This window comes from Streptomyces sp. 8L, assembly GCF_020176795.1.
Taxonomy (GTDB): domain Bacteria; phylum Actinomycetota; class Actinomycetes; order Streptomycetales; family Streptomycetaceae; genus Streptomyces.
Genome location: NZ_JAIUKE010000225.1, coordinates 1 through 19,794, shown reverse-complemented (window position 1 = coordinate 19,794; position 19,794 = coordinate 1). Strand labels below are relative to the sequence as shown.

23 protein-coding genes are annotated in these 19,794 nt (G+C 72.5%); 11 read left to right on the top strand and 12 right to left on the bottom strand.

Annotated features, from left to right (window positions below; translation table 11 throughout):
* Positions 1-195 precede the first annotated feature (195 nt).
* The gene (locus tag LCE31_RS19695; protein ID WP_225015932.1) at positions 196-1,137 is read left to right on the top strand and encodes a zinc-binding dehydrogenase; all 942 of its coding nucleotides are present in this window, start codon (positions 196-198) and stop codon (positions 1,135-1,137) included.
* Here LCE31_RS19695 and LCE31_RS19690 read toward each other — a convergent pair.
* Complete coding sequence (locus LCE31_RS19690; protein WP_225015930.1) at positions 1,127-1,978, bottom strand: hypothetical protein; 852 nt, start codon at positions 1,976-1,978, stop codon at positions 1,127-1,129. The two genes, LCE31_RS19695 and LCE31_RS19690, sit on opposite strands and share 11 nt — an antisense overlap.
* Before the next feature lie 125 nt (positions 1,979-2,103).
* On the opposite strand from LCE31_RS19690, the gene LCE31_RS19685 reads away from it, so the two are divergent.
* Positions 2,104-2,685, top strand: a complete 582-nt coding sequence (locus tag LCE31_RS19685; RefSeq protein ID WP_225015928.1) for a glycoside hydrolase domain-containing protein — start codon at positions 2,104-2,106, stop codon at positions 2,683-2,685.
* Between the two features lie 350 nt (positions 2,686-3,035).
* Positions 3,036-3,728: a histone protein gene (locus LCE31_RS19680; RefSeq protein WP_225015926.1), complete on the top strand. Its 693-nt coding sequence runs from the start codon at positions 3,036-3,038 to the stop codon at positions 3,726-3,728.
* A 180-nt stretch (positions 3,729-3,908) separates the two neighbouring features.
* On the opposite strand, the gene LCE31_RS19675 is transcribed toward LCE31_RS19680, so the two are convergent.
* The 3 genes from LCE31_RS19675 to LCE31_RS19665 all read right to left on the bottom strand — a co-directional run bounded on the left by LCE31_RS19675 (position 3,909) and on the right by LCE31_RS19665 (position 6,375).
* Entirely contained in the window at positions 3,909-4,436 is a 528-nt protein-coding gene (locus tag LCE31_RS19675) for a hypothetical protein (protein WP_225015924.1), read from the bottom strand.
* A 94-nt stretch (positions 4,437-4,530) separates the two neighbouring features.
* Positions 4,531-5,661: an SRPBCC family protein gene (locus LCE31_RS19670; protein ID WP_225015921.1), complete on the bottom strand. Its 1,131-nt coding sequence runs from the start codon at positions 5,659-5,661 to the stop codon at positions 4,531-4,533.
* A gap of 246 nt (positions 5,662-5,907) precedes the next feature.
* Entirely contained in the window at positions 5,908-6,375 is a 468-nt protein-coding gene (locus tag LCE31_RS19665) for an Asp23/Gls24 family envelope stress response protein (protein WP_225015919.1), read from the bottom strand.
* 489 nt (positions 6,376-6,864) lie between these two features.
* Here LCE31_RS19665 and LCE31_RS19660 point away from each other — a divergent pair, with 489 nt between their 5' ends.
* The 4 genes from LCE31_RS19660 (at position 6,865) to LCE31_RS19645 (ending at position 9,508) form a co-directional block, all read left to right on the top strand.
* Positions 6,865-7,446, top strand: coding sequence for an RNA polymerase sigma factor (locus LCE31_RS19660; RefSeq protein WP_308042274.1), 582 nt, complete (start codon positions 6,865-6,867; stop codon positions 7,444-7,446).
* Entirely contained in the window at positions 7,437-8,111 is a 675-nt protein-coding gene (locus LCE31_RS19655; protein ID WP_225015917.1) for a hypothetical protein, read from the top strand. The genes LCE31_RS19660 and LCE31_RS19655 overlap by 10 nt, the downstream gene beginning before the upstream one ends.
* On the top strand, positions 8,108-8,473 hold the full coding sequence (locus LCE31_RS19650) for a hypothetical protein (RefSeq protein WP_225015915.1): 366 nt from the start codon (positions 8,108-8,110) through the stop codon (positions 8,471-8,473). The genes LCE31_RS19655 and LCE31_RS19650 overlap by 4 nt, the downstream gene beginning before the upstream one ends.
* 471 nt (positions 8,474-8,944) lie before the next feature.
* A complete protein-coding gene (locus tag LCE31_RS19645) occupies positions 8,945-9,508 on the top strand; it encodes a GNAT family N-acetyltransferase (protein WP_225015913.1) in 564 nt (187 codons plus the stop codon).
* A gap of 219 nt (positions 9,509-9,727) precedes the next feature.
* On the opposite strand, the gene LCE31_RS19640 is transcribed toward LCE31_RS19645, so the two are convergent.
* A complete protein-coding gene (locus LCE31_RS19640; RefSeq protein ID WP_308042273.1) occupies positions 9,728-10,579 on the bottom strand; it encodes an AraC family transcriptional regulator in 852 nt (283 codons plus the stop codon).
* A gap of 133 nt (positions 10,580-10,712) precedes the next feature.
* On the opposite strand from LCE31_RS19640, the gene merB reads away from it, so the two are divergent.
* Positions 10,713-11,417 carry an organomercurial lyase gene (gene merB, locus LCE31_RS19635; protein ID WP_225015912.1) on the top strand — a complete coding sequence of 235 codons (705 nt, stop codon included), beginning with the start codon at positions 10,713-10,715 and terminating at the stop codon, positions 11,415-11,417.
* A 109-nt stretch (positions 11,418-11,526) separates the two neighbouring features.
* On the opposite strand, the gene LCE31_RS19630 is transcribed toward merB, so the two are convergent.
* The 6 genes from LCE31_RS19630 to LCE31_RS19605 all read right to left on the bottom strand — a co-directional run bounded on the left by LCE31_RS19630 (position 11,527) and on the right by LCE31_RS19605 (position 16,976).
* Entirely contained in the window at positions 11,527-12,051 is a 525-nt protein-coding gene (locus LCE31_RS19630; RefSeq protein ID WP_225015911.1) for a DUF6328 family protein, read from the bottom strand.
* Positions 12,052-12,156: 105 nt separating this feature from the next.
* Positions 12,157-12,924, bottom strand: coding sequence for an HAD family hydrolase (locus tag LCE31_RS19625; protein ID WP_225015910.1), 768 nt, complete (start codon positions 12,922-12,924; stop codon positions 12,157-12,159).
* Positions 12,925-12,986: 62 nt separating this feature from the next.
* A complete protein-coding gene (locus LCE31_RS19620) occupies positions 12,987-13,313 on the bottom strand; it encodes a plasmid stabilization protein (protein WP_225015909.1) in 327 nt (108 codons plus the stop codon).
* 135 nt (positions 13,314-13,448) lie between these two features.
* Positions 13,449-14,420: a TIGR03557 family F420-dependent LLM class oxidoreductase gene (locus LCE31_RS19615; RefSeq protein WP_225015908.1), complete on the bottom strand. Its 972-nt coding sequence runs from the start codon at positions 14,418-14,420 to the stop codon at positions 13,449-13,451.
* A 301-nt stretch (positions 14,421-14,721) separates the two neighbouring features.
* Positions 14,722-15,675, bottom strand: coding sequence for a Rieske (2Fe-2S) protein (locus LCE31_RS19610; RefSeq protein WP_225015906.1), 954 nt, complete (start codon positions 15,673-15,675; stop codon positions 14,722-14,724).
* Between the two features lie 872 nt (positions 15,676-16,547).
* Complete coding sequence (locus LCE31_RS19605) at positions 16,548-16,976, bottom strand: DUF2267 domain-containing protein (RefSeq protein WP_225015904.1); 429 nt, start codon at positions 16,974-16,976, stop codon at positions 16,548-16,550.
* A gap of 176 nt (positions 16,977-17,152) precedes the next feature.
* Here LCE31_RS19605 and LCE31_RS19600 point away from each other — a divergent pair, with 176 nt between their 5' ends.
* From LCE31_RS19600 to LCE31_RS19595, 3 genes are all read left to right on the top strand, one after another.
* Entirely contained in the window at positions 17,153-17,536 is a 384-nt protein-coding gene (locus LCE31_RS19600) for a VOC family protein (RefSeq protein WP_225015902.1), read from the top strand.
* 259 nt (positions 17,537-17,795) lie between these two features.
* Positions 17,796-17,924: an LPFR motif small protein gene (locus tag LCE31_RS40470; protein WP_308042271.1), complete on the top strand. Its 129-nt coding sequence runs from the start codon at positions 17,796-17,798 to the stop codon at positions 17,922-17,924.
* 146 nt (positions 17,925-18,070) lie between these two features.
* Positions 18,071-18,625 carry a Dps family protein gene (locus LCE31_RS19595; protein WP_225015900.1) on the top strand — a complete coding sequence of 185 codons (555 nt, stop codon included), beginning with the start codon at positions 18,071-18,073 and terminating at the stop codon, positions 18,623-18,625.
* A 312-nt stretch (positions 18,626-18,937) separates the two neighbouring features.
* Here the strand turns inward: LCE31_RS19595 and LCE31_RS19590 are convergent, their stop codons facing one another.
* The gene (locus LCE31_RS19590; RefSeq protein ID WP_225015898.1) at positions 18,938-19,507 is read right to left on the bottom strand and encodes a TetR/AcrR family transcriptional regulator; all 570 of its coding nucleotides are present in this window, start codon (positions 19,505-19,507) and stop codon (positions 18,938-18,940) included.
* Positions 19,508-19,794: the final 287 nt, after the last annotated feature.

Below are 19,794 nucleotides of genomic sequence, written 5' to 3'. Positions count from 1 at the left end.
CCGCCTAACAAAAACCAACCCCGCGGCACCCCCCGCGCTGGGGCTTGCGGGCCCCCGCCGGGGGGGGCGGGCGGGGGGGGGGCGGCCCCCCCGACGAGCGGCCGGGGGCGGGCGATGACGGGACACGGCGGGAACGGGCGAGGCGCGGAGGACGCGACAGACGCGGCAGAACAAGGCGGGAGGCCCTGGCGGCGGATGGCGCGGGCGAGCCGCCCCGGCGTGCCGCGCGAGGTGGTCGAGGTGGTCGAGGCGGACCTCCCCGAGCCCGGCCCCGGCGAGGCACTCGTCCGGGTGGCCGCCGCCGCCGTCAATCAGTCGGAGGTCCTGGCCCTGCGCGGCGGGCCCTACGCACAGGGCCTGACCTGGCCGGTTCCGCTGGGCTACGAGGGCAGCGGGACGGTCGTCGGCACCGGCGAGCGCGTGTGCTGGACGCCGGCGGCGGGCTCGTGCGCGGACCTGGCGGTCCTGCCGAGGGCGCTGCTGGTGCCCGTACCGGACGCGTTGGAGCTGACGGCCGCGGCACGGGTGGCGAGCGCGGGCCTCACCGCCTCGCTCCTGGCGGACGTCGTGCCCCTGGAGGGGCGCTCCGCGGTGGTGTGGGGCGCGGCGGGCCCGGTCGGCCGGATGCTGACGGCGGTGCTCGCCGAGGGGGGTGCGGAGGTCATCGGCATCGCCTCAGGACCCGGCCGCACGGCCGCGGCGAGGGCGGCGGGCGCGGCGCACACCGTCGACCGGAGCGCGGGCGACGTGGCGCGGGCGGTTGCCGCGTACACGGGCGGTGCGGGTGTGGCGGCCGTGTTCGACCCCGTGGGAGGGCCGACGTACCGGACGAGTCTCGCTCTGCTCGGCCGGCGCGGCTGCCTGGTCAACTACGGTGACCTGGCGGACGATCTGCCACGGGTCGACCTCATGGACCTGATGGACAAGGGCGTGTTCGTGACGAAGTTCGGCGGCGCGGGCGCCGGTCTGGACGGCGTGGACCATCTCAGGCGGCTGGTGGGCGAGGCTCTGGACCTGGCGGTGCGCCGTCCCCCCCTCGTGGCCGACGGCGGGATGTTCGAACTGGCCGAGGCTGCCGAGGCGTACGAGGCGGTGCGGTCGGGCCCTCCGGGCAAGGTCCTCGTCGTCAGCCGCTGACGGCGTGTCCGGCGGCCGGGGGCGGCGCGGCGGCCGCGGCGTGCAGGGAGGCGGCCAGCCGGTCGGTGAACGCCTCGCGCGTGGACGCGTCCACGAGGTCGAGCGAGAGATACGGGTTGAGGTCCTCCAGTTCGACCAGCAGCAGCGCGCCGTCAGGGGCGCGACAGGCGTCGACGCGCTGGACGCCGTGGCCGATCGCGTTCCACTCGGTGAACCGCCGCGCGAAGGCGAGGTCTTCGCCGCTCGGCTCGTACGCCGTGAGCGCCCACCGGCGCGCGGGGTCCGGTGCGTACAGGGCGTACTGGAAGTCCTGGTCCACGAAGTAGAAGGACACCTCGTAGCGGAACGGTATGCGGGGCTGGACGAGCATCCCCTCGATGTCCACGGAGGCGAGGTCCTCCCGGGCGACGAAGGCGAGGCCGAGGGAGTCGGCGCCGTCGACCGGCTTCACCGCGTACTCGGCGGCGTCCGGCAGCAGCGCCAGATCGGCGGCCCTGTCCACGGTCGGGATGACCGGGAACCCGGCGCGCGTCAGGTCCACCAGGTAGCGCTTTCCCGCCATGTCGCCCCGGCCGGTGAGGGGGTTCACGACCCGCACCCGCCGCGCCGCCGCCTCGGCCCGGAACGCGTCGTACGCCGCCCGGTAGTGCACCACGGGACCGCTGTTGCGTACGAGGACGAGATCGAAGTCCCCCATCAGGCTCGCGGCGTCGAGCGGATGGCAGAGCGCGACGGTGAAGCCCCGGTCACGCAGCCGCCCGGAGAGCCAGATGTCCTCGTCGCAGTAGCGGCGGCCCGCGGCCTCGTAGCCGAGGTCGGTGACATAGAGGTTGCGAAGCATCGCAGCACACTACGGCAAGTGCCCCGACGCGCCCCCGGGCCGGAACGTTCCGCCTCACCCTGGCCGGGCACATGGCCCAGAGCAGCGAGACCGTCACGGGGGGTGAGAAACGGGAGGTATCAACCATGTCCGGTATCGCGGGAGTCGACTACGCCTGGACGCATCCGGGCGGCGCGGCGCTCAAGGCGGCGGGCAAGAAATTCGCCTGCCGCTACCTCAGCGACGACCATCGAAAGAACCTCAGCAAGGCCGAGGCCAAAGACCTGTCCTCGCACGGTGTGGCCTGCGTCGTGGTGTGGGAAGCCGGCGCGAAGCGCGCCCTCTCCGGCAGCAAGGGAGGCGCCGCCGACGCGAAGAAGGCCGAACAGCAGGCGGCCGCCCTCGGCATGCCGCAGGACCGGCCGATCTACTTCGCGGTCGACTTCGACGCGACACCCGGCCAACAGGACCACATCAACGCCTACCTGGACGGCGCCGCCGGTGTGATCGGCCGCGAGCGGGTCGGCATCTACGGCGGCTACTACCCGGTCAAGCGCGCGCTCGACGCGAAGAAGGCCCACTGGGCCTGGCAGACCCCCGCCTGGTCGGGCGGCCAGTGGGACCATCGCGCCCAGATCCGCCAGGGCGCCCAGCAGACCATCGGCGGCGTGGGCTGCGACCTGAACGTGGCGACGGCCGACGACTACGGCCAGTGGTCGCCACGCTGATCCCGCCCCGGCTCCCGGCGCACACCGGGAGCCGGCGCACCGGCCGGGCGCCCAGGTGCGGCGCGGGCGCCGCCCGGCGCGGGGCGCGCGGTCACGGCTCGGGCCGCGACCGCGGGCCCCGCTCGGGCTCGTGGCGGGCCCGAGCGGGCGGCTCCGCCATCGCCCCGGGAACGACTGGCAGCATCCGACCACCCCGCGCAGAGTGGAGGTACGGGAAGCGAGCAGCCGCACCGTGCTGAGTGACGCCCCCGTGGTGTGGGTCGTGGTGCGGGTGGGGGCGGCGGCCGTCGCTGCCGAGCAGCGGTTCTGTCCGGGCCGCGCGATCTTGTGAAAAGGCAGGTGCCTTACTCATGGACGATGAAACCAAGACCTCTCTCGCCATCGCGATCGCGGGTGGTTACATTCTGGGCCGCACGAAGAAGGGCCGGCTCGCTCTGACGACGGCGACCTTGCTGTTCGGGCGCCGGCTCGGCCTCGATCCGCAGCGGCTGGCCGCCCAGGGCGTGCGGCGGCTGCGCGCGGTGCCACAGGTCTCCGAACTTGAGGAGCAGGTGAGGACCGAGGGCCTGGACGCGGCTCGGCAGGCTCTCTCCTCGGTGGTCGGCCGGGGAATGGGGTCGATCACGGACGAAATCAGCAGCCGCCTTCCGGGCGGGAGCAAAGGCCAGGGCGACGGGGACCAGGACGATGAGGATGCCCCCGAGCACGAGGAGTCGGAGGAGCGGCCCGCCAGGCGTCGTCGGCGAGCGGCCGACGCAGCCGATGCCGACGAGTCCGCGACGACGAGGCCGGCCCGCTCGGCCGCGAGGAAGCGCAACACCGCCAAGCGGGCGGAACGTCCCGTGAAGAAGAGCGCGGCGAGGCGAGCGGCCCCGGCGGCCGACAAGGCGAAGCCTGCCAAGAGGGCCCCGGCGCCCGGCAAGAAGGCCGCCTCCGCGAAGCACTCCGCGAGGAGCGCGGGCGAGTCCGCGCGGAGCGCAGGTGAGACGGCACGGTCCGCCTCTCCCCGTCCCCGCCGTACTTCCCGCGGCGACCGCGACTGAACGCGCGCCAGCGACGCCGTACTTCCCGCGGCGACCGCGGCTGAACGCGCGAGCGACGTGAGCGAAGGACGTAAGCGACGCGGGTGAAGGGTGATACCGCGAGTGAACGTGCGTGAGTGAGGGTGCTCAGGAGGTCGGTCGCGGGAAGAGTCGAGGGAAGAGGCGGGCGGCGGCGATCGATCAGGCGGTCGCCGCCGTGCTGTGCGATTCACTCGACGTCTCCGGCCCGGTGACGAAGATCCGTTGCGCCCTCGCGAGCCGCAGTTCGCTCAAGGTGCCGATCTGATCCCGTGCCCGTTGCAGCAGACCGTCGAGTTGGGAAGTACTGAGGCGCTCCTCCTCGGAGGCCACCGCGAGCAGCGTGCGCCAGATCAGCGACTTTCCCTCGACTCCGAGGCGCAGCGTCTCCAGTTCGATCACCTCGCTCAGCCCGGAACGCCGGTACAGCACTCCGTTCGGCTTGAGGCGGCTGATCTTCTCCGCGGCTATGCCCCCGTAGACCTTGTAGGTGCGCACCGGCACGTCCAGCGTGTCCATGATCTGGAGCAGTGTGCGCCGGTCCTGCGCGATCTCCTCCGCGAGGCGCTCCAGGTCGGCCGCGCCCGGTGAGCGGCGGTGCTGGTGGGCGATGCGTCGGGCGAGCGCGGCCCCGTATGTAGCGCCGGCCAGGTGGTCGTTGAGATAGATGCCGAGCAAGTGCCGCTGCATACCGTGTCCTTCCTCTCCCAGTCGGAGCCTGCGCCGATCGCGGCTCCCGCCGGGCGGTGTGCGGTCCGCACGCGCCGGCACCCGGCGCCGGATGTCAGCGGGCCGCCGCCCTTTCGTCCTCTTCGTCGTCCTCGTACGCGTCGTCGTACTCTTCGTCCCGGTCTTCGTCGTCGTACTCTTCGTCGTCGTCCCGGTCCTCGTACTCGTCCCCGTCTTCGTACTCGTCCTCGGGCTCCTGGTCGTCGTCGGTCACTTCGTCGTCGGCGTCGTCGTCATCCCCGCCGTCGTCCTCGGACTGGGCGCTCTCTTCCTCGTCCCGCACTTCTTCGTCCGTCCGCACGACCTCGCCGTCGCGGATCTCTCCACGCCAGCCTTCGGGCTCCTCCTGGGTGAGGGTCACGTAGCGCTGGAAGTGCTTGAGGTCCAGCCGAAGCCGCCGGCCCTGGGCCCGCCACAGGTTTCCCGTCTTCTCGAAGAAGCCCGACGGGTAGTACTCGACCACCACGACGACCCGTGTGAGAGCCGGGGCGAGTTCATGGAAGCTGACAGCGCCGTTCGTGGAACCCTTGGAGCCCTCGGACGTCCAGACGATCCGGTTGTCGGGGACCTGTTCCTGGACAGTGGACTCGAAACCACGGTTCGAGAAGGCTATCTTCACCTTCCATTTGCTGGTGATGTCGTCATCCTTGGTGACGCTCTGCACGCCCTTGACGACATCTCCGAATTCCTCGTACTGCGTCCAATAGTCGTACACCCTCCGCAGCGGGACTCCGATGTCGAGCACCTCGATGATGCTGGTGACCTTGGTGTCGCCCGGCTTGATGCCGCCACCGGACGAATCCCCTTCCGCCTCCGACGCCTTGCCCTTGGCGTCCTTGGCCTTTCCGCCCGTCAGGCTCTTCGCGGCGTCCTTGGCCTTTCCGCCCGCCAAGCCCTTCGCGGCGTCCTTGGCCACTCCGGCGGCCAGTGTCTTCATCGCCGGCTGGCCGAGCCCGAGCAGTGAGGCCACCGCTGAGACGCCGCCGGGGCCTCGGCTCCCACCGGGGCGGCGCGTGCGCCCGTCGTTCTCCGCGACATCGGCGAGCTGATCGGTCATATGCGTCAGCGCCCCGCTCGCCCCCTGCGCGAGGCGTCCGACGGCGGCGTCGAACGAGCGCGATCCCTCCTCGCGAAGAAGGCGCGTGATCACCTCACCGAGGCCGGGCAGCTCCTGCGTTCGTGCCATTTCTCCTCATCTCCGCTGCTGCATCGGTCTTCACCGGGACGGCAAGACGGTTTCCCGCGACAAAATGAGGGCACGCGCCCGGGAATTCGAGGGTTTCATCGGGTTTTATGGCGCGCCCGTCTGCCGCGCGGCCTTTCCGTCTCCTCATATCAGTGTGCGCGGCCCGCGACTGGACGGCATGTCGTCGCCCGCTGCCGGGCGCCGCCCCTCGGGCCGGGGTCGCGGGCAGGTCAGGTCCCGCCGCCGTCACTCCACGCGGTCGGCGTCCTTGCCGCTGTCCTCGTCGTCCCCCGGCAGGTCGACGTCGTCCACTGCGACGTTGACCTCCACGACTTCGAGGCCGGTCATGCGGTCCATCGCCGAGATGACATTGGCGCGCACGTCCGCCACGACATCGGGGATGGGCGCCCCGTAGTCGACGACGACGTCCAGGTCGACCGCCGCCTGCTTCTCGCCGACCTCGACCTTCACGCCCTGCGTCACACTGGGGCGGCCTCCGGACATCCGGCCGCGGACGCCTCCCACGGTCCTTGCCATGCCCGACCCGAGGCTGTGGACTCCCTGCACGTCCCGGGCGGCGATGCCGGCGATCTTCTCCGCCACGCTGTCCGCGATGGTCGTACGGCCGCGGCTCTGGGGCTGCGTCTTCTCATCTCCGGCCGAGCCGGCGGAGCCGGTGGAGCCGGTGGCCTTGCGTTCTGTCGTCTGCGTCATGACGCCCTCCTGGACGGTGATGGGGACGCCCGTTCAGCGCCCTCACTTCGTTAGACGCACGCGAGCCGGAAACCTCACGCTTTTTTGTGGTGTACATCACGTACGCTGGAAATGAGCTCGGGGACCAATGCCCCGGGCGCGCACGCCTACGGCAGGACCGGCGCAGCGCTCCCGGGAGGAGACTCCGGGAAGCGAGGCGCGGTGCGGGTGCCGGAAGGCGACTCTTTCGTCCAGCGGCCGGACACGCGCCCTCCCGCCGGACGCGGTCCCGCTCCCGGGAGGCGCGGGTGCGGCGCCGGGGCCGCACCGCCGGATTCCAGCCGCACTGACCGCACCGGCCGCACCGATCGCGCCGGCGGCTCGGGCTCCACTGGCCACACGGAGGACGTGGCCGGCCCCGAGCGGGCTCGCGGCGGCGCGGACGGCCCCGCAGGTTCGGGCGCGAAGGACGGCGCGGACGATCCCCGGCATCCTGGCGGCGCCGAGGACATAGGCGGCCCCGAGGGGTTCGGCGGCCTCGGGGACTTGCCTCGTCTGGACGACGAACTGCTGGTCGCGCGGGCCGCCGACGGTGACGAGGACGCGTTCGCGATCCTGGTGCACCGGCACACTTCGCCGCTGCTGGCACTGGCCCACGGGATGCTGGGCAACCGCGCGGACGCGGAGGAAGCCGTGCAGGACGCGCTGGTGGGCGCCTGGCGCAGGCTGCCGGACTTCCGCGGGGACGCGACGTTCCGCACCTGGACGTACCGCATTGTCACCAACCGGTGCCTGAGCGTGCTGCGTCGGCGGGTCCCCGCCGAGCCGCTCGACGCGGTTCCGGAGCCCGCCACGCTCGACGCCGGGGGCCAGCCCGCGCGCGCCGCGGAGAGCGCCGCGACGAAGGCCGCGTTGTCCGGGGCGCTGCGGAAACTGCGGGCCGACCAGCGGGCCTGCTGGATACTGCGGGAGCTCCAGGGACTCTCGTACGGGGAGATCGCGCAGGCCGTCGGCACGAGCGAACAGACGGTACGGGGCAGGCTGTTCCGGGCGCGGTGCAACCTCATGGAGGAGATGGCCCCATGGCGGTAGACGAGCGGGAGGCCGCGACCGCGGGCGGCGGCAGGGCCTCGGCCCCACGCATGGGTGCCGCCCGTCCGGTGGGAGCGGTGCGCCTGCCCTGTGGTCGCCTGCTCGGCGAGGCCTGGGAGCAGGCGCGCGACGTCGCGGGCCCGCCGGACGCCCATACGGCCGGATGCCCCTACTGCGGGCAGGCGGTGGCGGGGCTTGCCGCACTGGACGCGGCCGTTCTCGCACTACGGAGGGAGCGGCCCGCCGACGGGACCGTAGCGGACCACGTGATGCGGGCGGTGCGCGCCGAAGGGCGGCTCGGGCGGCCGCTGCCCCTCGATGACCAGGACCGCGGACTGCGCGTCACGCGGAGCGCGGCGGCTGCCGTCTTCCGCCGGGCCGCCGACAGCGTTCCGGGCGTGCGAGCCGCGGGCTGCCGACTCGTACCGGACACCGGCGGCGGGCGCCGGGTGGACATCGCCATGGCTCTGGCCGTCACCCTCGACACGCCCCTGCCGGAGCGGGCCGCCGCGGTACGGGGAGCCGTGGCCGACGCGGCCCGGCGGCGCGTCGGCATCGCGCCGGGCCGTATCGACATGCGGATCGTGGCGGTTCTGGGGCGGGAGGACATCCTTCCGGCCGGGGCCCTGCTGTCCCACGGCGCCGAGAGCGAGGGCGCGCGGTGAGCTCCCTCGACGCGGCCGACGTCTCACGGACCGCCGCCGGGGCGGCGCTCGCCGTCCCCGGGGTGGCCGCTCTGCACCCGGGTCTGCGCCGGTCCTTGGCGGGCGCGGCGTACCGCGTGCGCGGTCCCGGCCCGACCACCCCGCCTCCGGAAGCCGGCGTACGCGCCCAGCGCGACCGCCGAACCGGTGCCTGGCACCTGGAGATCCGGTGTGTCCTCCAGGAGGACCGCCGGGCCCTGGACACGGCACGGGACGTACGCGACAGCGTCAGGGCGGCAGTCGGCCGCCGCCTCCCGGGCGGGCCCGGGAGTGTCACTGTCATCGTGCTCGTCACTCACATCACGGGTGTCGTGGACCGTTAGCCGCGCGCCGCAGGAGCCCCTTCCCGGGGCGGGCCCCCGAGCGCCCCCTGCCTCGCTTGGCGAACAACAGAGAGGCAGGCCCGAGCGAAGAGGCGCCAGGCGACACACCCCTCACTCAGGGGCGCCCATGGCCCGGAATCCCGTACGCGAGGGGCCAGTTCAGCTGCCGGGCTCCCGTCCACCGGAATTGCTCGGCCGCAACAGAGGTACGCGACATGGAATCCGCTCGCGCGCCGACGGCGGATTTCGCCGCAACCGTACGCTCCTCCCGGTGCATGCGCCCGGAGCGGGAAGGGGCTCGCGGCGCCCGGAAATGCTCGTTCTCAGCGCATGCGGCGAAAGGCGCGCCCGTCCGCTCCGTCGGCACCTCGCCCGGCCTGCGTTGCGCATCCCTCATGGGTATCCAAGAATCGCCCCTGGCCCATCCGAAGGGCGCGGTGCCGCCGCGCTGTTGCAGACACAGGAGCCCACGTGGACATCACGGCCTTCGTCCCGCTCACGACCGACCGGCTGTCGCTGCGGCTGTTCACTCCGGACGATGCCGAGGACCTGTTCGCGTACCAGGGGCTGACCAGCGTCGCGCGCTACCTCTACCGGCCCCCGTACACGCGGGAGATATGCGCGACGGTCGCCGCCGAGCGGTCCGCGGTCACCTCGTGGGGCGCCGAAGGCGACAAGGTCTCCCTGGCGATCTGCCGCCGCCAGGAGCCGGGGGTCGTCGGAGAGGTCTCGCTGAGGCTGGCCGACGCCCGGTCCCGGCAGGCCGAGATCGGATGGACACTGCACCCGGCCCACGAGGGACACGGCTACGCGTGGGAGGCCGCCGGGGCACTGGCCGCCGCCGCCTTCGACACACTCGGTGTGCACCGGCTGTTCGCCCGCCTCGACGTCGAGAACACCGGCTCGGTCCGCCTCTGCGAGCGCCTGGGAATGCGCAGGGAGGCACATCTCGTCGAAAACGACCTGGACGGCGACCGCTGGGGCAGCGAGTACATCTACGCCGCACTCGCGCACGATCTCAAAAGGGACCGATAGCGGGAACGGGCCGCGGGGCGGCAAACGGAGAAGCGCCGTGCACGGACCCGATGCGGACCTGACGGCGCTTCGGAAAACAATCCGGCGCATCGGCCGGAGAGCGGAATTGACCCCTTCCGTGTTCGGCGCCGCAGGCGTACGGGGCTCCGATGCCATCGCATTGATACGGCAGTCACGAACGGCCTTGCCCGGTCCTCCGGACGCGATGCGCGGAACTCGTTACGGGTGCGGGGTGTGCCGGGCCGAGCGGTAGGCGCTCGGGGTGATGCCGTATGTGCGGGTGAACCAGCGGGTGAGGTGCGCCTGGTCCGTGAAGCCGGAGTCCGCCGCGGCCGACACCGGTGCGGCGCCGGCTGCCAGCAGCGCTCTGGCGCGGCGCAGCCGCAGGTCGCGCTGGTAGTCACTGGGCGCGAACCCGTACGCGGCGCGGAAGCCGCGGTACAGGGCGTAACGGCTGCACCCGGCGACCCGCGCCAGTTCCCCGGCGCCGATGTCCTCGGTGAAGCGTTCCCGCAGGAGCGCCCGTACGCGTGCGGCGGCACCGCCGGGCGTCCGGCGCGGGTCCTCGGCGGCCGGGGCCGGGCGCGAGGCGGCGTGCACGGTCATGCCGAGGACCGCAACGGCGAGCCGCTCGTCGACGACGAGCCGTGGTTCGCCGTCCACGATCGCGCGGTGCAGCCGGGCGAGGGCGCGGGCCAGGCGGGGGTCGTCCACGACGGGGTCGGGGAACAGCGGAAGCCCGGCCCCGGCCTCCGCGGCGTCCGCGAGGACTCCGCGGACGAGGTCCTCGTGGAGGTGGAGCATGCGGTAGCGGTAGCCGTTGCCGCCCTCGGCGTGGCCGTCGTGCGGTTCGTCGGGGTTGAAGGCCATGACGCGCCCCCGTGCGCTCGTACACCGCTGCCCTCGGCACACGAAGGACTGCGCACCCTCGTCGGTGACCCCGAACGAGTAGGTGTCATGGGAGTGCGTCGGATAGGCGAAGTCCTGGAAGCGGGCCTGCATGGCCTCCAGCGGAAGACCGCCCACCCGCCAGTAGGCGGCACGCTCGGCGGCGACGGAAGGCATGCCCATGCCGTCCAGTGTGCCGCACCAGACGCCGGACGCCGTGCGGTGCGGTGTGCCGCACCAGCGTTCAAGACTTCCCCGGCCGCGGCAGGCAGTCTCGACCGCGCAACGGCCAGCACGTTCACCAAGGAGTACGGACATGAACGACCCTGTCGCCCCGGCGGGGGCCGCAGCCACCACGGAAGCGGTCCGGGTGGCGGTCTACGCCCACTTCGCGCGTACCGGCGACGCCCCTGCCCCGGGGGATCTGGCCCGCGCGGCCGGTGTGACGCCGGACGAGGCGCGCCGCGCCCTGGAGATCCTGCACGACCACCACGACGTGGTCCTCGACGGCCGGGACCGCGACCGGATCGTCATGGCCCACCCGTTCGCCTCGGTCCCGCTCGGCTTCTCGGTGATGGGCAGGCGCACGCTGTGGTGGGGCGGCTGCGCCTGGGACTCCTTCGCGATCCCCCACCTCCTGGACGGGGAGCTTGACGTACTGGTCGCCACCCGCTGCCCGGCCTGCGGCGCCGCGCACGCGTGGGTGGTGGGCACCCGGACCGCGCCGGAGGGCGAGCAGGTGGCCCACTTCCTCACCCCGGTCCGCCGGATCTGGGACGACGTCGTGCACACCTGCGCCAACCAGCGCCTGTTCTGCTCGACCGAGTGTGTCGAAACCTGGCTGGGCGCCACGGGAGCGGCCCGTGGCTACGTCATGGATCTGGCCACGCTGTGGCGGCTCGCCCGCGGCTGGTACGCGGGACGCATGGAGCGGGGATACGTACGGCGCGACCCGGTCTCGGCGGCGTCCTACTTCGCGGAGGTGGGGCTGCACGGGCCCTTCTGGGGACTGGCCGGCTGAACCCGCGAGGGCTTTCGGCGACGCGGACCACACAGCGGATATCACCCGATGCACACCGAAGGCACGAGCGCGCACCGAGCAGAACACAACGGACGCGAGCCGCGCCCTTTCAGCGGCCGTCCTTGGGGGCCACGGCATGGTGGCGCGCCACCGCGGGGAGGACGAACCAGGCGACGCCGAACCACACCACCATCCCCGCAACGATCCATGTGGCCGCGGTGCTGCCGCCCGCCACGCGCAGCACGAGCAGCAGCGCCGCCGCCATCGTGCAGACGAGCAGAACCAGACCCATCACCGTGAGGCGGGACGCCCACACCACCGTCTCCGGCTTCAACCGCCGCCCCGTCAGCATCCGGTGCAGCGAGACGGGCCCCACCAGCTCCCCCGTCGTCGCCGCGCCGAGGGCGACGGTCACGATGTACAACGTGCGCTCACTGTCGGACAGTCCGCCGAACCGCTGCTGGAACGCGACGGTCAGCAGGAACCCGAAGAGGATCTGCACCCCCGTCTGCACGACCCGCAGTTCTTGGAGGAGTTCGGCCCACTGCCGGTCCGCGCGCTCCTCCGGTGTCTCGTCCCTGCCCGGAGCCGCGCTACCGGAGTACGTCGCTCCACCGCCGTTCTCTCCTGCCATGCCGACCCCACCTGCCCGTCCGTGACCGCCATGGCGTCGCCCGGCACTCCCGCGCCCGCGCCGCTCTTCGTCCCGCCCCTCCGTGTGCCCCCTGGAGCGCGGGTGTCACGCGGCGCCGAACGGACTCGCGTCGAGATTCGCCAGCAGCTCCCCGACGTTCAGGCAGACGGCGTCGGCGCCCGCGGCCTCCAAGGCGGTCCGGGCGATGCCGCCCGACAGGACACCGATCGCACGCACGCCCGCCCGGGACGCCGCTTCCATGTCCCAGACGGAATCGCCCACGAACACGGCGTCCTCCGCCGCGACGCCCGCCCGCCTCAGGGCTTCCTCGACGGGGTCGGGCGCGGGCTTGCCCGCATCCACCTCGTCGGCGCGCGCCTCCGCCATGAGCGCGTCGTCGGCGTCGATGGCCCGGCGCATCGCGGCCAGTTCCGCACCACCGGCGGAGGTGGCGAGTACGACGCGCCAGTCCCTCGCCGCGAGGGCCCTGAGCAGGTCGGCGGCCCCTTCGAAGGCCCGCAGGCGGTCGAAGAAGGTGGCGTACAGGGCCTTGTGCGCCGCGCTGACTGCGGCGTTGCGATCGCTGCCGCCGTCGCCGTCGCCATCGCTGCTGTCGGTGTCGGCGTCGGTGTCGGCGTCTCCGTCGGCATCGGAATCGGCACCGGCACCGGCACCGGCACCGGCACCGGCACCGTCGTCAGAATCGAGCAGGTGTGCGAGCAGGTCCTCCGAGCCGAGGCCGATGGCCTGGTGGATGTCCGCCATCGGTACCGGCCGGCCGGCCTGCCGCAGCGCTTCCCACCAGGTCACGGCATGCAGGTAGTTGCTGTCGACCAACGTCCCGTCGACATCGAACAGCGCGGCACGCGGCATGATGGCCTCTTTCTCTCATCTGTCATCGGCGCGGTGTGCTCCCAGGGCGCGGCCTGCGTCGTTCAGCGCCCGACGGCCTTGCGCAGTTGCTCCTTGTTCATCGAGGAACGGCCGTCGATGTTCTTCTTCCTGGCCTCTTCGTAGAGCTGGTCCCTGGTGGGACCGCCAGGACCGCTGTGAGAGCGCTGCCCACCGCGCTGTGAGGCGGACTTCGGGTCGCGGGTGGACGTCTTGCTCGCGGACTTCGCCTCCCCGGAACGCGCCCGCTGCTTGTTGACCGTGCGCGAGGCGATCTCCTCCGCCCGGCCCTCGGAGGTGCCGCGCTTCTCGGCGCCCTCCTTGATGTGCTCGTACTGCCGCTCACGCTTGCGGTTCGATCCTGCCGGCATGGTGATGTCCTCCTTCGTGGTGGTCCCGGTTCTTCGTTGTGTGCGCGGCCAGTTTCCGTCACCTGGGCCCTCCGGGCATTCCCACTGCGGCGTCCGTGGGCCCCGTGACACCGGTCCTGGCCCAGGACGGGCGCGTCAATGTGCCGCGTCGCGGTCGCGGAGGCGCGGCAGAACTCTGGTGCGGTAGAAGTCGAAGAAGTGTGTCTGGTCGTGGCCGATCTGGTTGACGTAGACCTCGTCGAAGCCCGCGTCGGCGTACGCGCCGACGGCCTCGACGTGCTCGTCGACCGCGTCGCCGCAGACGACGGCCCCGCGGACCATGTCTTCGGTGACCAGGGTGTCCGCCTGCTGGAAGTGTTCCGGCGTCGGCAGCAACTGTGCCAGCTCGCCCGGCAGTTGCTCGTTGGGCCACAGGCGGTGCACCGTCTTGACCGCGCGGTCGCGGTCGGTGTCCCAGCAGACCTTGAGCCCGCCGATCACGGGCTTGGTGCCGCCGCCGGCCCCGCGGAACGCCTCGACCAGGGCCTCGTCCGGCGACATCGTCACGAACCCGTCCCCGATCCGGCCCGCCAGCGCCGCCGCCTGGGGCCCTAACCCGGAGACGTACAACGGCGGCGGTTCATCGGGACGTGTGTAAAGGCGCGCGTTCTGCACGGTGTAGTGCTGGCCGTGGTGGGTGATCTGCTCGCCGGTGAACAGCTTCCTGATGATCCGCACGGCCTCTTCGAGCATCCGCATCCGCTCGGGCGCCTCGGGCCAGGCGTCACCGAGGATGTGTTCGTTGAGCGCTTCTCCCGTGCCGACCCCGAACCGGAAGTTCCCCCCGGTGAGGACCGCGGCCGTGGCCGCCGCCTGGGCGTTGACCGCGGGATGCATCCGCACGGTGGGACAGGTGACGAGCGTGGTCACCGGCAGCGACGTCACCTGCGACAGGGCGCCGATCATCGACCATACGAAGGAGCTCTGGCCCTGTTCGTCGTTCCAGGGATGGAAGTGGTCGGAGATGGCGAGGGCCTCGAACCCGGCCTCCTCGGCCATGCGTGCCTGGCCGAGGAGTTCGTGCGGCCCGAACTCCTCCGAGGACAGGAAGTACCCGTACGCCGTCATGCGCGGTCTCCTTCCGTTCCGGCCCCCACCTGCTGCGACCGGTCGGCCGAGCCCGCGGCCGGCCACATCCGGACCGGTCCCACCCCGGTGGCGGGACCACGAGCCGGCTTCACCCGACCGCCCCCGGCAGATGCCGGGTTCCCCGGCGTTTCCGGACCATGCCGCCGCCGTCTTGCTGTACCGGGGAGCCGAGGGCCGGGATGCTGGGCGTCGGGAAGCCGGGCCGGGATGCCGAGGAGGCCGGAGAGCACGGCAGCGCCATGGGACGGTCTCCCTGCGGTCGCCGCCGTCCGGCAAGGCGTCAGCCGGCGCCCGGCAGGCACACCTCCACCGTGCCGTCGTCGCGGGTGCGAGCGGCGAAGGAGGGCTGCGGAGCCGTCGCGGGCCCGCCCACGTTCCAGCCGTCGGAGAGACGGAAGGCACTGCCGTGCCACGGGCATTCGACACAGCCGTCCAGGACCCGGCCCTCCGACAGCGGGCCCGACAGGTGACTGCACCGGTCGGCGAGGACATCGACCCGGCCGTCCGGATGCCGGAACACCAGCAGGGCCACCTCTCCCAGCTGCCGCCGCACGGCCTCGCCCACGGGGAGCTCCGCCACCGGAGCCAGCGCCTGCCAGCCGGGAGCCACCAGGTGCGGGACGGGTTCGGTCTTGTTGGCGCCCGCGGCCTGGCGGTACGCCAGGTGTCCCCCGATCGCAGCGGCAGTCCCCACCACCGCCAGCCCCGCGTACGCGAGGGCGCGGCCCCAGCCCGTTCTGCCACGGCCACGGGCCACCCAGGACCCGGCGTACAGGCCGACGGCGAGCGTGTTGCCCGCGGCGTGTACGAGACCGGTACGCATCTGCTGCTCGTGCTGCTCCGCCCAGTCGGCCCAGCCCGCCGCCGCCGTCGGCACCGCCGCCAGGACACCCGCTCCGACCAGTGCACGACTCTGGCGCGAACTGCCAGGAACCGCGTCAAGCACGGCCGCCGACAACCACGCGCCGAGGGGTGTGTGCACGAGCGCGGGGTGCAGCGGATGGCCGAGATGGCGGCCCTGGAGCACGTCACGGCCCCGGCCGAGGGGCAGCGCGCGCACGGCTTTCCGCACGGGGCCGATCAGCGGGTCGAGCCGCTCCCATTCGGCCAGCCTGTCCAGCGCCCTGACCGACGCCTCCAGCGGACCGGCCACCCGGCCCGCCGGGCGGTCGTCCCACCCGGTTCCCGCCGTCGCGGCGGCCTCATTCGTACGCGGTGTCGCAGGCAAAGGCATGCTCATCGGTGTTGCCACCACTGCCCCTTGCCAAACCGCGCTTGCTCCTTACGGCCTTACGGCACCACGGCTCTACGCCCCAGGCGCCGGGCGGTCCGCGGGGGCCGGGGCGGAGGACTCGTCCGCGGGCTCCGGCGCGTCTTGCGCGCTCTCCCACTCCGGGACGGCCGGCCCGTCTTGCGCGCTCCCCCACTCCGAAACGGCCGGTGCGCCCTGCGCTGTCGAACCCGGATCTGCCGGATCTGCCAAGGCTGCCGGATCTGCCGGTGCTGCTGGATCTGGCTGGTGCTGCACCGCCCCCGAGGAGGTCCGGAACGGCCCCTCGCCGGCTTCGCCCTCCCAGCCGGAGGCCGACTCGAACGTGCCGGAGGCCGACCCGTACGTGTCGGAAGCCGACCCAAAAGCATCGGAAGCCGACCGGTAAGCGTCGGAGGACGGCTCGTTCCTGTCCGAGGACGGCTCGAAGAAAGAGGTACCGGCGGGAGCGGCTCCTGAAGGCGCCGCCGCCTCGGCGGCACTCGCGACAGGGCCGGTCGCCGCGCGGTCCCAGCCCAGGGCCGCACCCGCTTCCCTCACGGCCTCCGCCGCGGCCTCGCTCGCCTGCCGTGGAACGTCGCCCACCTCGGAGACCAGGCGTTCGTATATCGGCGCCGCCTGAGATCTGTCCGTGGTACCCATGATCCGTTCCATGCCTTTCTCTCCATCGAGCACGCGGAGGGTTTGAGCACCGCGCGGTGGGACGCAGGCACGGTTGTGGTGCTTTCGCCGGACATCCCGGTCCCGGCGCCGCGAATACCCAGTCGCCCGGTCTTCATGCGTGACCGTGACGTCCGTCTCGTCCCGCCGTACGAGGTCCGGCGCCGCGACGCGGCTCACTCAGAGGGGTCGTCGACCCGGGCGGAGGGGAGCAACTGCCCGATGTCCCTGGGAAGGGCGGCCCGCACCTTGTCCATGAGCTCGGGGGCCACCGCCGCGTCGAGGACCTCGAAGACGGCGCTCACGTACCTGGTCGCCACGTCCTCGGAGACACCGCTTCGCCACGCCACCCGGCCGCTGAACGTCGGCAGATCGAACCGCTCGGCGGCCGGGCCGCCCTTGAGCGTTTCGGCGCCCGGCCCCTCGGCACCCTCGACCTCGGCCGCGAGGTCGGCGGGGAGCTGCGCGAAGAGGTGACGCGCGGTCCCGTCGGGCAACCGCTCGGCCAGCGTGCGCAGAACGGCGTGCACGGCGCGTTTGGCGGCTCCCCGGCCCGGAAGCGCCGCGGTCGCCTGTACCTGCCCGATGAATGCGTCGTACTGCATACGCGTCGCTTCCTTCTGTCCGGTCCCTGGCGCCACGTCGTACGGGTGCCCGGGTAACCGCCGGGTCCCGCCCCGAAACAGCCGCGAGCCCGGGCGTGCGCCCGTACGGCCAGAACGTGCCGCGGCCTGCCGGGGAGGGCCCGGGGCTGCCGGGGGCGCACTCCTAGATTGGCGCCATGCTGACTCTGGGCATCCCTGTGATCGGTGTGGCCGACGTACCGCGGGCCGTGGAGTTCTGGACCGCCGCGCTGGGCCTGGTCGCCTCGCCCGAGTGGGAGAGCGCATCGTGGAGGACCCTCTGTCACGCCGACGGGTCGGGACGGGCACTGGGCCTCATGCACAGCACCTCCCCGGTCGAACCCCGCCCCCGCCTGCATCTCGACCTGTTCGCCGAGACCACGGCCGAGCAGGAGGCGGAGGTCGAACGCCTCGTGGCACTGGGCGCCCGGCGGCTGGACTGGGACCTGTATCCGCCCGAGCCCGACTTCGTGGTCCTCGCCGACCCCGACGGCAACGCCTTCTGTGTGGTCGACCTCAGCCGCGCCCCGAGCGGCGGCTGAGGGCCACCCGGCGCGCGGCTCCGGCGACGCGCGCCGGCCGTGCACCCCGGACCAGCGGCCGACGGCGCGGCACACGACCGTTCCTCACGTCCCCGCTGGGAAGCGTCTCCGGGATACGCCTACGAGCAGCGCCTCCAAGCCGCATCGTCGGTCTGCGTCCTCCTCAGGGATAGGAACCCCGATCAGGGGTACGCGGCCCCGTCTAACAGGAAGGGCGACCGTCCCTTCACCGCCTCACACAGGTCAAGGAGGCCACATCGTGTTCAAGGCGATCGCGGACATTCTCCGCGCGACAGGCAGTGCCGTGGCCACCGTGGTGACCCTGCCCTTCCGTCTCGTCGCCCGCCTCTTCGGCGGTGCTTCGGAGACCGCGCACGGCCACCACTGACACGGCACGCGCCCGCGCCCCCACTCACACCCGTCCTCGCACCCGTCCTCACATCCGGCGGAGGTGACCCCGGCCACGTCATGAACCGGGGCACGCCGGGTACTCGGCGGAAGCGAGAGAGCAGGTCGAACGACAGGAGTGAACCCGTGGCAAAGAACCACACGCCCCGTTACACCGTCCCCGGCATCGGCGTTGAGCAGGCAGGCGAGATCATCGGCATCCTGCAAATGCGCCTCAACGCACTGAACGACCTCCACCTCACGCTGAAGCACGTCCACTGGAACGTGGTGGGACCGCATTTCATCGCCGTGCACGAGATGCTGGACCCGCAGGTCGACCGCGTACGCGACATGGCAGACGACGTCGCCGAGCGGATGGCGGCCCTCGGCGGCATCGCGCAGGGCACGCCCGGCGCGCTCGTCAGCGGGCGCACGTGGGAGGACTACAGCGTGGGCAGGGCCGACGCCATCGCCCACCTCGGCGCTCTCGACCTCGTCTACACGGGGATCATCGAAGACGTCAGGAAGGCCATCGCGGAGATCGGCCCGCTGGACACCGCGACGGAAGACCTGCTGATCGGCCAACTGCGCGACCTGGAACAGTTCCAGTGGTTCGTACGGGCGCACCTGGAGACCGCAGGAGGCTCCCTCAGCACGGCAGGCGCGGACACCGAGGTGACAGCGGCGCGGCAGGCGAGCTGAGTCCCGGACCGCACGCGGGTCCTCGCACATACGCGGGCCTTCGAACACGCGCGGGTCCTCGCACGCACCCGAGCCTTCGAACACGCGCGGGTCCTCGCACGCACGCGAGCCTTCGAGCAGGCACAGGTCCTCGCACGCACGCGGGCCTTCGAACTCACACGGGCCCTCGGACTCATACGGACCTTCGCCGCTTGGTCGCCGGCCGCGGCGGAGGCGGGGCGAGTGCGGCAGCGCCCACGAGCGCGCGTACGCCGCACCGCCACCGCCGCGCCGCCGGCCGGCCCTCCCCCGCCGCCACTCGCACCGCTACCGCTACCGGGGCGCGGACAGGCCGAGGAGTTCGCGGCCCGCACGCACGACCGTTCTGCGGACGGCCTCCGGGTCGTCGAGTTCCGCGCCGGAGAGTGCGCCGTCGTGCAGGAGGACGAGCACGTGCCCCGCGTACTCGGGGTCCGGGTGCCCGGCCCCCGCGGCGAGTCCGGTCACCGTCTCCTGGAACCAGGCGCGGTGGTCGGCGATCGCGGCACGTACCGGGTCCGCGGCATCGGGGTACTCCGCCGCCGCGTTGATGAAGTGGCAGCCCCGGAAGCCCGGCGAGCAGGTCGTCACGCCGATCAGGCCGAGCACCTCCTCCAGCCCCTTCCGGGCGTCGCCCTGGGCGACGGCCGCCTCGACGGCGCTGCGCAACTGGGCGTCGACGGCCCGCAGATAGGCCACGACGAGGTCTTCCTTCGCCGGAAAGTGCCGGTAGAAGGTGGCGCGCGTGACGCCAGCCTCGGTCACCAGGCGGTCCACGGGAACGGTGTGGATGCCCTCGCTGTAGAACAGCCGGCTCGCCGTCTCCAGCAGGCGTTCCCGGGGGTGCGGGGCGGTCTTCGACATGGCCCCACTATAGAGAATCAACGTTCTGCCCCGCGCGACCGGCTCCGGGCCCGACCGCAGCGGCCATAGCAGCCATGCCTCAGCGGCTACTGGGGCCGTAGCAGCCATGCCCGGCAGTCACAGGGGCCGTAGCGGCGGCTGCCCCACGCGGGAGTGGCGGGCCATCGGGAGAGAACGAACGTTCTGTTTGACTCTGCCTCGACACATGCGTAGCGTGCCGTGCATCCGGCTAAGAGAACGAACGTTCCGTCTCCTTCGCTTCTCCCCGTTCCCCTCCCCTCCGTCTC